Source organism: Mycobacterium sp. E2479, assembly GCF_001667925.1.
GTDB lineage: Bacteria > Actinomycetota > Actinomycetes > Mycobacteriales > Mycobacteriaceae > Mycobacterium.
The window spans coordinates 104,185-116,464 of record NZ_LZJR01000154.1 but is presented as its reverse complement, the minus strand read 5'-3'; the positions used below and the strand labels follow the sequence as shown (position 1 = coordinate 116,464).

Below are 12,280 nucleotides of genomic sequence, written 5' to 3'. Positions count from 1 at the left end.
TTATCGGGGTCGCAACGATGCCTCCCCGCACAGAATGTTTCCCCACGACAGGAAGTTTCCCGACGAGCGGCATTCCGCACGGTGCACATCGCGGGGTTGGCCGCACACAATCGGAACGGAGTGGTGGTGCCGGGTCGTGTCGAGATCGATGACGTCCAACCGGTCGTTTCCTGCGGCGCGTATCCCGCGAAAGCAGTGGTCGGCGAGGTCGTGCCGGTCAGCGCTACGGTGTGGCGAGAAGGCCATGAGGCCGTCGCGGCCACCCTGGTCGTGCGCTACCTCGGGCCGAGCTATCCGCAGGTAACCGAGACCCGCCGGGCCAAGGCGGTTCAGGCGCCGGCGAAGCCGATGACCGAAGGCGATGGCAAAGTCAATCAGCAGCGGATCAAGCCCCTGTCGCTGCCGATGACGATGGGCCTCGAGCCCTACGTATTCCACGGTCAGTTCACCCCCGACCAGGTCGGGCTGTGGACCTTTCGGGTCGACGGGTGGGGCGACCCGATCCATTCGTGGCGGCACGGGCTGATCGCCAAACTGGACGCCGGTCAGGGCGAGACCGAACTGTGCAACGACCTGTTGATCGGCGCCGGGTTGTTCGAGCGTGCGGCGACGGGCGTGCCGCGCCCCCTGCGCGAGCCGCTGCTGGCCGCCGCCACTGCGCTGCGCAAGCCCGGCGACCCGATCACCCGGACCGTGCTGGCGCTCGGGCCGGAGATCGAAGAAATTCTGGCGGACTACCCCCTGCGCGATCTGGTCACCCGCGGCGAACAGCACGCCGTCTGGGTGGACCGGCCGCTGGCCCGGTTCGGCTCCTGGTATGAGATGTTTCCCCGCTCGACCGGCGGGTGGGACGCCGAGGGCAACCCAGTACACGGCACCTTCGCGACGGCCGCCGCCCAGCTTCCGCGCATCGCGGCGATGGGATTCGACGTCGTCTACCTGCCGCCGATCCATCCGATCGGCAAGGTACATCGCAAGGGCCGCAACAATTCCCCGACCGCCGCCCCCGGGGATGTGGGCTCCCCGTGGGCAATTGGCAGCGACGAGGGCGGCCATGATGCCGTCCATCCGGATCTGGGCACCATCGAGGACTTCGACGCCTTCGTCGCCGCGACCCGCGAGCTGGGCATGGAGGTAACGCTGGACCTGGCGCTGCAATGCGCTCCGGACCATCCCTGGGCGCGTGACCACCGCGATTGGTTCACCGAACTGCCCGACGGCACCATCGCTTACGCGGAAAACCCGCCGAAGAAATATCAGGACATCTATCCGATCAATTTCGACAACGACCCAGCCGGCCTTTATGACGAGGTGTTGCGCGTGGTCCGGCACTGGATCGACCACGGCGTCAAATTCTTTCGCGTCGATAACCCGCACACCAAGCCACCGGATTTCTGGGCCTGGCTGATAGCGACGGTCAAGGCCGCCGATCCCGACGTGCTGTTCTTGTCCGAGGCGTTCACGCCACCTGCTCGGCAGTACGGTCTGGCGAAGCTGGGTTTCACCCAGTCCTACACCTACTTCACCTGGCGCACGGCGAAGTGGGAGCTGACCGAGTTTGGCAACGACATCGCCAAGCTCGCCGACTTCCGTCGGCCCAATCTGTTCGTCAACACCCCCGACATCCTGCACGCCATCTTGCAGCACAACGGGCCTGGAATGTTCGCCATCCGTGCGGTGCTGGCAGCGACCATGGGACCCGCGTGGGGAGTGTATTCGGGCTACGAGCTGTTCGAGCACCGCGCGGTGCGGGAGGGCAGCGAGGAGTACCTGAATTCCGAGAAATACGAGTTACGGCCCCGCGATTTCGCGGCCGCCCTCGCCGAAGGACGATCACTCGAGCCATTCATCACGCAGCTCAACGCAATTCGCCGAGTGCATCCCGCGTTGCAGCAATTGCGCACGATCCACTTCCACAGTGTGGACAACGATGCGCTGCTCGCCTACTCGAAGTTCGACCCGTCGACCGGCGACTGTGTGTTGGTGGTTGTGACGCTCAATGCCTACGGCGCCGAGGAAGCGACGCTGTTTTTAGACATGGCAGCTTTGGGTATGGAGCCCTACGAGCGTTTTTGGGTGCGCGACGAGATCACCGGCCAGGAATTCCAATGGGGTCAGGCCAATTACGTCCGCATCGATCCGGGGCAGGCGGTCGCGCACATCATCAACATGCCGCTCGTGCCGCATGACTCACGGATGACACTGCTACGAAGGCGATGAAACGGACCGGAGGTGAAAGGGACATGAGCCAAGCCGATCAACTCGCTCGGACACACTTGGCGCCCGATCCGGCCGACCTGTCGCGCCTGGTGGCTGGCACACACCACAACCCGCACAGCATTCTGGGCGCCCACGAATACGGCAATCACACCATCATTCGTGCGTACCGGCCGCATGCGGCCGAAGTCGTCGCGCTGGTTGGCCACGATCGATTTCCCATGCAGCACATCGAATCCGGCCTTTTCGCCGTGGTGTTGCCATTCGTCAACTTGATCGACTATCGGCTACAGATCACCTACGAAGGTGCCCAGCCGTACGTCGCCGCCGACGCATACCGCTTCCTGCCGACGTTGGGTGAGGTCGACCTTCACCTGTTCGGCGAGGGACGCCATGAGCGGCTGTGGGAAGTCCTCGGCGCACATCCTCGCTCGTTCACCACGGCCGACGGCGTCGTCACCGGGGTGTCGTTTGCGGTGTGGGCGCCCAACGCCAAGGGCGTCAATCTGATCGGTGAGTTCAACGGCTGGACCGGCGATGAAGCTCCGATGCGGGTGCTGGGGTCCTCGGGCGTCTGGGAGTTGTTCTGGCCCGGGTTCTCCCTCGACGGGCTCTACAAGTTCCGCGTGCACGGCGCCGACGGCGTCGTGACCGACCGAGCCGACCCGATGGCGTTCGCCACCGAGGTGCCGCCCCACACCGCCTCCCGGGTTACGCGCAGCAACTACACGTGGGATGACGCCGACTGGATGACCGAGCGCGCGCAGCGCAACCCGGTGTTCGAGCCGATGAGCACCTACGAGGTCCATCTGGGTTCGTGGCGTCCGGGACTCAACTATCGGCAGTTGGCCCGCGAGCTAACCGATTACGTGGTGGAGCACGGTTTCACCCACGTCGAGCTGCTGCCGGTCGCCGAGCACCCCTTCGCCGGATCGTGGGGCTACCAGGTGACGTCGTACTACGCGCCGACGTCCCGCTTCGGGACACCGGACGAGTTCCGGGCCCTGGTCGACGCCTTGCACCAGGCCGGTATCGGCGTGCTGGTGGATTGGGTGCCGGCGCATTTCCCCAAGGACGCCTGGGCGCTGGCGCGCTTCGACGGCACGCCGCTCTACGAGCATTCCGACCCGCAGCGTGGCGAGCAACTCGATTGGGGCACATACGTATTCGACTTCGGTCGTCGGGAGGTCCGGAACTTCCTGGTGGCCAACGCGCTGTTCTGGCTCGAAGAATTCCACATCGACGGTCTACGCGTGGACGCGGTCGCTTCGATGCTCTACCTCGACTACTCACGTCCCGAAGGCGGCTGGACCCCCAACATCTACGGGGGCCGGGAGAATTTGGAGGCCGTACAGTTCCTGCAGGAAATGAACGCCACGGTGCACAAAACCGCCCCGGGCATCGTCACCATCGCCGAAGAGTCAACCTCATGGCCCGGGGTGACGCGGCCGACCAACCTTGGCGGCCTGGGCTTTTCGATGAAGTGGAACATGGGCTGGATGCATGACACGCTCGATTACATCAGCCGCGACCCGATCTATCGCAGCTTCCACCATCACGAGATGACGTTCTCGATGCTGTACGCGTTCAGCGAGAACTATGTGCTTCCGATCAGTCATGACGAAGTGGTCCACGGCAAGGGCACGCTGTGGGGCCGGATGCCGGGCAACAACCACGTCAAGGCGGCCGGGCTGCGCAGCCTGCTCGCCTACCAGTGGGCGCACCCGGGCAAACAGTTGCTGTTCATGGGACAGGAATTCGGGCAGCGCGCCGAATGGTCTGAAGAGCGCGGCCTGGATTGGTGGCAGCTCGACGAGCAAGGGTTCTCCAACGGGGTCCTGCGCCTGGTCCACGACCTCAACGACATCTATCGCGGTCACCCGGCGCTGTGGAGCCAGGACACCGTGCCCGACGGCTACTCCTGGATCGACGCCAACGACTCGGGCAACAACGTATTGAGTTTTTTGCGGTACGGCACAGACGGCTCGGTAATGGCGTGCGTCTTCAACTTCGCGGGCACCGAGCACAGCGGGTATCGATTGGGTCTACCGTCGGCCGGTCGCTGGCGCGAGGTGCTCAACACCGACGCAACGGCCTATAACGGTACGGGGATCGGCAATATGGGCGGCGTCGACGCCACCGAAGACCCGTGGCATGGCCGGCCGGCCTCTGCACTGTTGGTGCTGCCACCCACGTCGGCGCTGTGGCTGGAACCCGAGTAAGGCCGCTTCAGTACAGCGCGTTGGCGAGATTACGCCGTCCGACGACAACCTCGGGATCAGCGGGGTCGAAGAGTTCGAACAGCTCGACCAGCCGGGTACGCACCAGGGTGCGATCGTCCCCGGATGTGCTGCGCACCAAGGCGATCAGACGGTCGAATGCGGCTCCGACATCCTGATTGAGGATCTGCACGTCGGCCGCAGCGAGGGCGGCTTGGATGTCGCCGGGCGCGGCATCGGCGACGGCGACGGCATCCGGGCGTTGCGCGGTTGCGCGCGTGAGGAATTCGATCTGCCGGATCGCGCCCTTGGCTTCGGTGTTGGCCGGGTTGGCGTCCAAAATCGACTGATACGACGCCTTGGCCGCGTCGAAGTCGCCGTCCTCCAGCTGTTGGCGCGCCGCGGCCAGCTCGGGATCGACGGCCTCCGCCTCACCGGAACCCGTTGAGCCCTTGAGCTTTCCGGCGGTCGCCGAGAGAATCTGGTCCAACCAGCCGCGCAGCTGCTCGGGCGGCTGCATTCCCTGGAAACTCGAGATCGGCTGACCGGCGGCCAGCGCCACGACGGTCGGGACCGCGTCGACACCGAATATCTGCGCGACCCGGGGCGCGACATCGACGTTGACCGTCGTCAACGACCACTTGCCGTCGTCCTGCGCGGCCAAGCCGGCGAACGTGTCGAGCAGCTGGACGCACGCGTCGCTGCGCGGCGACCACAGCAACACAACGACTGGTACTTCTTCCGACCGAAGCAGCACCTCGGCCTCGAAGTTAGCCTCGGTGACGGCGATGATTCCGCGGTCACCCCCAGCGGACGACGGCGCGGACCCGGCGGCAGGATCGCCCGCCGGCTGGGGCCGTTGCTTGAGACCGGAGAGGTCGACCGCACCAGCCAGGGCGGGGCCGATAGAGGGTCGCGGACGCGTCACACCGTCAAGTTTGTCATGTGCCCGGGCTACCCATCCACCCGGTCACGACCGCTGTCCGGCAGCCCCCGACAGGGGCGCAAATGCCCCCGCAGCAGGGTCGTGATCGGCAGATATGACGAAGATCACAATTGGTCATCGGCGGGCCGCGCCAGCAACGTCGGCGACAGCCGGCTAACCCGCGCGCAGGATCAGGGCGTCGCCCTGCCCGCCGGCCCCGCACAGCGCCGCGACAGCGTATCCAGAGCCGCGTCGTGACAACTCCAGGGCGGCGTGCAGCGTGATCCGTGCTCCGGACATCCCGATTGGATGCCCCACAGCGATCGCGCCGCCATTGACGTTGACCAGGTCGGGATTCACGCCCAGTTCACGGGTCGATGCCAGCGCCACCGCGGAAAACGCCTCGTTGATCTCGATGACATCGAGCTGGTCGACCGAGATGCCCTCTCGGCTGATCGCCTTCTTGATCGCGTTGGCCGGTTGCGACTGCAACGTGGAATCCGGTCCGGCCACCACGCCGTGCGCGCCGATCTCGGCCAGCCAGGTCAGCCCCAGTTCCTGAGCCTTGGCCTTGCTCATCACCACCACCGCCGCCGCGCCGTCGGAGATCTGGGAGGCCGAACCGGCGGTGATGGTGCCGTCGCGGCGAAATGCCGGCTTGAGGCCGGCCAGCGACTCGGCGGTGGTGTTGGCGCGGATCCCCTCGTCCTCGGTGAACTGCAGCGGATCACCTTTGCGCTGCGGAATGTTGACGGGCACCACTTCGTCGGTGAAGACGCCGTCCTTCCATGCAGCGGCCGCCTTCTGGTGGGACCGCGCAGCGAACTCGTCCTGCTCCTGCCGGGTGAATTTGTCCGCGTCGTTGCGCTGCTCGGTGAGCGCGCCCATCGGCTGGTCGGTGAACACGTCGTGCAGCCCGTCGTAGGCCATGTGGTCGAGCACCGTCACGTCGCCGTACTTGTAGCCCGAACGGCTGTCCATCAGCAGGTGTGGTGCCTTGGTCATGGACTCCTGGCCGCCGGCCACCACCACGTCGAACTCGCCGGCGCGTATGAGCTGGTCAGCCAGTGCGATGGAGTCAATACCGGACAGACACATCTTGTTGATGGTCAGGGCTGGAACATCCCAGCCGATGCCGGCCGCCACGGCCGCCTGGCGTGCCGGCATCTGACCGGCCCCGGCGGTCAGCACCTGGCCCAGGATCACGTAGTCGACCGCGGAGGCCGGAACATTGGCTTTCTCCAGGGCGGCGGCGATCGCGATGGCCCCCAGATCGCTGGCGGAGAAGTCCTTCAGCGAACCCATCAACTTGCCGATGGGTGTCCGCGCTCCAGCAACGATCACCGACGTTGTCATGACTATCTCCTAAGGCCTGCTGGGCGCTCCCTCGATGGCCGTTTCAGCATCCCGGAGAAGCGCAATCTTTGCCGCCAGGTTACCGTTATGTGATGACGACCGATCAAGTTGACGCCCGTCAGATCCTGGCCACCTCCCTGGTGACGGCGATCGATCACGTCGGCATCGCAGTCGCCGACCTGGACGCCGCCATCACCTGGTACCACGACACCCTCGGCATGATCCTGGTGCACGAGGAAGTCAACGAGGAGCAGGGAATCCGCGAAGCCATGCTGGCTGTGCGCGGCGCCCCGGCGGGCACCGCGCAGATCCAGTTGATGGCCCCCCTTGACGAGTCCTCGACGATCGCGAAGTTTATCGACAAGCGCGGTCCGGGCATCCAGCAGATGGCCGTTCGAGTCAGTGACCTCGACGCCCTGTCCGACCAGCTCCGTGAGCAAGGCGTGCGCCTGATCTACGATGCGCCCCGACGCGGCACGGCAAACTCCCGGATGAACTTCATCCACCCCAAGGACGGCGGTGGGGTGCTGATCGAGCTCGTCGAACCGGCGGCCTGACACTCCCGACCCTCACGACCACCTCCTGGTCGGACCGCGGGTAGCGCGGTGCGTCCAGCATGGCGTGTGCCAATGCCGGCGGTCCTCGACTTGACCCGAGCCACCCCCCACCGTCGAATCGATCGGCCATACCACCAGATGTGCTGAGCCGGAGCGTATTTCGTGATCGCAGCCGGGGCACCTATAGGTTTTGACCGCACGGGCCGCCGGGACGGGACGGACTTCGTACTCGTGGCCGTCGGGGCCGGGTTCCACCCGGCGCGGGGCCGACGGCGCCAACGGCCGGCGTGGCGGGGTACGACGGCGAGCCATGGGTTCAGTCTAGTGGCGACATCTCAGAACAGCCGGTACTCGTCGCTATCCATGCCGCGCATCTTGTCGTAATCCAGTGTCAGACAGCGGATCCCGCGATCGGTCGCCAATGTGCGGGCCTGCGGCTTGATCTGCTGAGCGGCAAACACCCCTTTTACCGGTGCGAGCACGCTGTCGCGGTTGAGCAGGTCCAGGTAGCGGGTGAGCTGCTCAACACCGTCGATCTCGCCGCGGCGCTTGATCTCCACCGCCACCGAGCCGCCTCGTTCGTCACGGCACAGCAGATCGACCGGGCCGATGGCCGTCATGTACTCGCGGCGAACCAGCGTGTAGCCCTCGCCCAACAGTTGCACGTGCTCGGCGAGCAGCGCCTGCAAGTGCGCCTCGACGCCGTCCTTCACCAACCCGGGGTCGACGCCCAGCTCGTGGCTGGAGTCGTGTTCGATCTCCTCGACCGTGATGCGCAATTGTTCCCCGGCCTTGTTCTCAACCACCCACACCGGGGCCTGATCACCGGTTTCTTCGGTCAGCCAGCACGGCGGGCTCATCCAGTTCAGCGGCTTGTAGGCGCGGTCGTCGGCGTGCACACTGACCGACCCGTCGGCCTTGAACAACAGCAACCTGCGGGCGGATGGCAGGTGGGCGGTGAGCCTGCCGACATAGTCAACGGTGCATTGGGCGATCACTAGACGCACCCGACTCACCTTAAAGGCTCGCCGACGACATAGGCTGACGCCACGATGTTGGCCAACCAGACCATCGCAAAACGCCTGGGCAGGGTGCTTGAGAGAGTCACCCGTCAGAGCGGCCGCCTGCCGGAAACCCCGGCGTACGGGTCGTTCCTACTCGGGCGGGTCTCGGAGAGCCAACAACGCCGACGCATCCGCATTCAGGTCATCCTGACCGTGCTGGTGCTGGGCGCAAACCTGATCGGCATCGGCGCCGCGCTGCTGTTGGTGACGGTCGCCATCCCCGCACCGAGCGTGTTCCACGACGCGCCCTGGTGGGTCACCTTCGGCGCCGCGCCGGCCTATATCGCACTCGCACTGACCGTGGGTGTCTACTGGATCACTCGCCGGACCGTGCTCGTATTGCGGTGGGCGATCGAGGAGCGCCCGCCGACCCCTGAGGACGAGCGCAACACGTTCGTCGCCCCGTGGCGAATCGCGCTGGTCGACCTCATTCTGTGGGGCGTCGGGGCGGTAGTGCTGACGGTCCTCTACGGCCTGGTCAACACCTTGTTTATCCCGCGGTTCCTCGTTGGGGTGGGCTTCTGCGGCATTCTGGTGGCCACCGGGAGCTATCTGCTCGCTGAGTTCGCGCTGCGGCCGGTGGCGGCCCAGGCGCTCGAGGCGGGGCCACCGCCACGGCGACTGACGGCCGGCATCATGGGCCGGACCATGACGGTGTGGTTCCTCGGGTCGGGTGTGCCGGTCATCGGCATTATCGTGCTGACCACATTCCAAATTCTGATGCGAAACTTGACCGAGACCGAGTTCGCGGTCGCGGTGCTGATGGTGTCGTTTGCGACGCTGATCTTCGGATGCGTCTTGATGTGGATCCTGGCCTGGCTGACGGCGACACCGGTGCGCGTAGTCATGGCGGCGCTGCGACGCGTCGAGCAGGGAAACCTCCGCGGCGATCTGGTCGTGTTCGACGGAACCGAACTCGGTGAGTTGCAGCGCGGTTTCAACGCGATGGTCGATGGTTTGCGCGAACGGGAACGCGTGCGTGACCTTTTCGGCCGGCACGTGGGCCGCGAAGTCGCCCTGGCCGCCGAGCGCGAGCGGCCGAAGCTGGGTGGCGAAGAGCGCCACGTCGCCGTGGTCTTCATCGATATCGTCGGTTCCACGCAGTTGGTGACGAACAGGCCACCGGCCGAAGTCGTCAGTGTACTGAACCAATTTTTCGCCATCGTCGTCGAAGAAGTGGATCGACATCGCGGGCTGGTCAACAAGTTCGAAGGCGATGCGTCGCTGGCGATCTTCGGAGCACCGAACCACCTCGACAACCCGGAGGACGCGGCACTCGCTGCCGCGCGCCGCATCACCGAGCGACTGGCCAATGAAATGTCTGAGCTCTCGGCTGGCATCGGTGTCGCTGCGGGTCGTGCCGTTGCCGGAAACGTCGGCGCCAGGGAGCGTTTCGAATACACCGTGATCGGTGAGCCGGTCAACGAGGCGGCCCGCCTGTGCGAGCTTGCCAAGTCGCACTCGACGCCGCTTCTCGCGACGGCGGACGCCGTCGAGCATGCGAGCGAAAACGAGCGAGCCCGTTGGTCTTTGGGCGACACCGTCACCCTGCGCGGGTATGAGCGTCCCACTCAGCTGGCGTCGCCGGTCGACCGGTGAATGATTGGTTTCGAGTTGAATGGGCGCGGCGACAATTGCATAACGTCTGATCGAAAGTTTCACGTACTTGCAATGTCGGTGAGCGGTCCCGCGGACAAGGCCGGGCGGTTCGCCCAGTCCGGTATTGCGGGCCCGCCACTGCGTGCGCCAGGTGGGCGATCCCGGTCGGCACCTGAGCGGGTACGTGTCTTCTTGGCTACGCGCATTCGTTGGTGATCCGGGCTCAGACCGCTGTCTGGTAATAGTCAGGTCCCAAACCGGCCGTCACGACGATGTCGCTTTTCCGCTAGTTTTGTCGGTGGACGGGTGTAAGTCTGGAACCGTGCACAGCGATTTCGAACGTTGTTACCGCGCCGTCCAGTCCAAGGACGCCCGGTTCGACGGATGGTTCGTCACCGCGGTGCTGACCACCCGCATCTATTGCCGGCCCAGCTGCCCCGTGCGGCCGCCGTTCGCGCGTAACGTGCGGTTTTACCCGACGGCAGCGGCCGCGCAGCGAGCGGGCTTTCGAGCATGCAAGCGCTGCCGCCCCGACGCGTCCCCAGGCTCTCCGGAGTGGAATGTGCGCGGTGATGTCGTGGCGCGGACGATGCGCCTGATCGCCGACGGGACGGTGGACCGCGAAGGTGTCGGCGGCCTGGCCGCCCACCTCGGTTACACCGCCAGACAGCTGGAGCGCCTGTTACAGGCTGAGGTTGGGGCCGGCCCACTCGCGCTGGCCCGCGCGCAACGTGCGCAGACCGCCCGAGTGCTCATCGAAACCACGGACCTGCCATTCGGCGATGTCGCCTTCGCCGCCGGTTTTTCCAGCATCCGTCAGTTCAACGACACCGTGCGCTCCGTCTTCGAGAGCACACCGCGCGCGCTGCGCCAGCGCGCGACGACACCCCCCGGCTTGACCTCGAATTCCCCCGGCCCCGTGTGCCTTCGGCTCCCGGTACGCACACCCTTCGCCTTCGCCGGCGTCTTCGGTCATCTGGCCGCAAGCACGGTGCCCGGTTGCGAGGAAGTCCGCGACGGCGCCTACCGTCGCAGTCTGCGCCTTCCGTTCGGCAACGCAATCGTCACCCTGACCCCCGCCGTGGATCATGTCCGGTGCGTGCTCGTGCTCGACGATTTTCGTGATCTGACAACCGCTATCGCGCGTTGCCGACGGCTGCTGGACCTCGATGCCGACCCGGAGGCGGTGGACGAAGCGCTGAGCGACGACGCGGAGTTCTGCGCCGTCTTAGCCAAGGCGCCGGGGCAACGGATCCCGCGCACGGTTGACGAAGCCGAACTGGCGGTGCGCGCGGTGCTGGGCCAGCAGGTGTCCACCAAGGCGGCGAGCACCCATGCGGGGCGCCTGGTCGCCGCCTACGGGCAGCCGATCAACGATCCCGACGGAACGTTGACCCACACCTTCCCCGCCGTTGAGCAGCTCGCGGACATCGACCCCATCCATTTGGCCGTGCCCAAGGCCCGGCAGCGGACACTGAGTGCTCTGGTCGGCGGCCTCGCCGCCGGAACTGTCGTGTTGAGCGCCGGCTGCGACTGGGAAAGCGCCCGAAGGCAATTGCTCGGCTTGCCAGGGGTCGGCCCATGGACCGCGGAAGTGATCGCAATGCGCGGCCTGGGCGATCCTGACGCGTTTCCCGCCAGCGATCTGGGCCTGCGCATGGCCGCCAAACAGCTGGGCCTGCCGTCCGACGAGCGCTCGCTCGTCGCGCGCAGTGCGCGGTGGCGACCCTGGCGTTCCTATGCCACCCAATACCTTTGGTCCACTCTCGAACATCCGGTAAACCGTTGGCCGCCACAGGAGGTCGCATGATCGAGTACCGAACCATCGACAGCCCAATCGGACTGCTGACCCTTGCTGGTCGCGGCTCGGTGCTGACGAATCTGCGCATGGTCGACCAGACCTACGAGCCGAACCGCACCGACTGGTCGCCGAACCCGCGGGCGTTCGGCGAGGCCGTCGAGCAACTCGGCGCGTATTTCGCCGGCGAACGCACCGACTTCGACTTCGACTTCGACCTGCGCGGCTCCGAATTCCAGCGCAAGGTATGGGAGGCGCTGCTGACGATCCCGTATGGGCAGACGCGATCCTATGGACAGATCGCCGATCAGATCGGAGCTACCGGGTCGGCACGCGCGGTGGGTTTGGCCAATGGACACAACCCGATCGCGATCGTCGTTCCGTGCCACCGGGTCATCGGCGCCAACGGCAGCCTTACCGGCTACGGCGGCGGACTCGACCGAAAACGAACGCTTCTCGATATGGAGCGCAGGCACACGACGGCCCAGATGGATTTATCGCTATTCGATTGAAAATTCCGCCATTTATTTGCAGATGCAAAAACA

Annotated in this window: 10 protein-coding genes; 6 read left to right on the top strand and 4 right to left on the bottom strand. The window is 65.6% G+C overall.

Going from position 1 to position 12,280, the window contains the following annotated elements; translation table 11 throughout:
• Window positions 1–126: 126 nt before the first annotated feature.
• Together A5686_RS23490 and glgB are read left to right on the top strand one after the other, a co-directional pair.
• A complete protein-coding gene (locus A5686_RS23490; RefSeq protein ID WP_231986463.1) occupies window positions 127–2,220 on the top strand; it encodes an alpha-1,4-glucan--maltose-1-phosphate maltosyltransferase in 2,094 nt (697 codons plus the stop codon).
• 23 nt (window positions 2,221–2,243) lie between these two features.
• Entirely contained in the window at window positions 2,244–4,439 is a 2,196-nt protein-coding gene (gene glgB, locus A5686_RS23485; RefSeq protein ID WP_067939294.1) for a 1,4-alpha-glucan branching protein GlgB, read from the top strand.
• A 7-nt stretch (window positions 4,440–4,446) separates the two neighbouring features.
• Here the strand turns inward: glgB and A5686_RS23480 are convergent, their stop codons facing one another.
• Window positions 4,447–5,364, bottom strand: coding sequence for a co-chaperone YbbN (locus A5686_RS23480; protein WP_067939293.1), 918 nt, complete (start codon window positions 5,362–5,364; stop codon window positions 4,447–4,449).
• 171 nt (window positions 5,365–5,535) lie between these two features.
• A complete protein-coding gene (locus tag A5686_RS23475; RefSeq protein ID WP_067939290.1) occupies window positions 5,536–6,717 on the bottom strand; it encodes an acetyl-CoA C-acetyltransferase in 1,182 nt (393 codons plus the stop codon).
• Window positions 6,718–6,806: 89 nt separating this feature from the next.
• Between A5686_RS23475 and mce the strand changes: the two genes are divergently transcribed.
• Window positions 6,807–7,274 carry a methylmalonyl-CoA epimerase gene (gene mce / locus A5686_RS23470; protein ID WP_082947765.1) on the top strand — a complete coding sequence of 156 codons (468 nt, stop codon included), beginning with the start codon at window positions 6,807–6,809 and terminating at the stop codon, window positions 7,272–7,274.
• A gap of 12 nt (window positions 7,275–7,286) precedes the next feature.
• Here the strand turns inward: mce and A5686_RS26960 are convergent, their stop codons facing one another.
• The gene (locus tag A5686_RS26960; RefSeq protein WP_082947764.1) at window positions 7,287–7,586 is read right to left on the bottom strand and encodes a hypothetical protein; all 300 of its coding nucleotides are present in this window, start codon (window positions 7,584–7,586) and stop codon (window positions 7,287–7,289) included.
• Between the two features lie 23 nt (window positions 7,587–7,609).
• Window positions 7,610–8,281 carry an endonuclease NucS gene (gene nucS, locus A5686_RS23465; RefSeq protein ID WP_067939284.1) on the bottom strand — a complete coding sequence of 224 codons (672 nt, stop codon included), beginning with the start codon at window positions 8,279–8,281 and terminating at the stop codon, window positions 7,610–7,612.
• Between the two features lie 45 nt (window positions 8,282–8,326).
• Between nucS and A5686_RS23460 the strand changes: the two genes are divergently transcribed.
• The 3 genes from A5686_RS23460 (at window position 8,327) to A5686_RS23450 (ending at window position 12,247) form a co-directional block, all read left to right on the top strand.
• Window positions 8,327–9,937: an adenylate/guanylate cyclase domain-containing protein gene (locus tag A5686_RS23460; RefSeq protein ID WP_067939281.1), complete on the top strand. Its 1,611-nt coding sequence runs from the start codon at window positions 8,327–8,329 to the stop codon at window positions 9,935–9,937.
• Window positions 9,938–10,259: 322 nt separating this feature from the next.
• Window positions 10,260–11,747: a DNA-3-methyladenine glycosylase 2 family protein gene (locus A5686_RS23455; RefSeq protein ID WP_067939278.1), complete on the top strand. Its 1,488-nt coding sequence runs from the start codon at window positions 10,260–10,262 to the stop codon at window positions 11,745–11,747.
• Window positions 11,744–12,247, top strand: a complete 504-nt coding sequence (locus tag A5686_RS23450) for a methylated-DNA--[protein]-cysteine S-methyltransferase (protein WP_067939275.1) — start codon at window positions 11,744–11,746, stop codon at window positions 12,245–12,247. The genes A5686_RS23455 and A5686_RS23450 overlap by 4 nt, the downstream gene beginning before the upstream one ends.
• Window positions 12,248–12,280: the final 33 nt, after the last annotated feature.

What these genes read in the sequence shown, in the direction of transcription:
- glgB (WP_067939294.1), top strand. Translation starts at nt 2,244, where the DNA reads ATGAGCCAAGCCGATCAACTCGCTCGGACACACTTGGCGCCCGATCCG.
- A5686_RS23475 (WP_067939290.1), bottom strand. Translation starts at nt 6,717, where the DNA reads ATGACAACGTCGGTGATCGTTGCTGGAGCGCGGACACCCATCGGCAAG.
- A5686_RS26960 (WP_082947764.1), bottom strand. Translation starts at nt 7,586, where the DNA reads ATGGCTCGCCGTCGTACCCCGCCACGCCGGCCGTTGGCGCCGTCGGCC.
- A5686_RS23460 (WP_067939281.1), top strand. Translation starts at nt 8,327, where the DNA reads ATGTTGGCCAACCAGACCATCGCAAAACGCCTGGGCAGGGTGCTTGAG.
- A5686_RS23450 (WP_067939275.1), top strand. Translation starts at nt 11,744, where the DNA reads ATGATCGAGTACCGAACCATCGACAGCCCAATCGGACTGCTGACCCTT.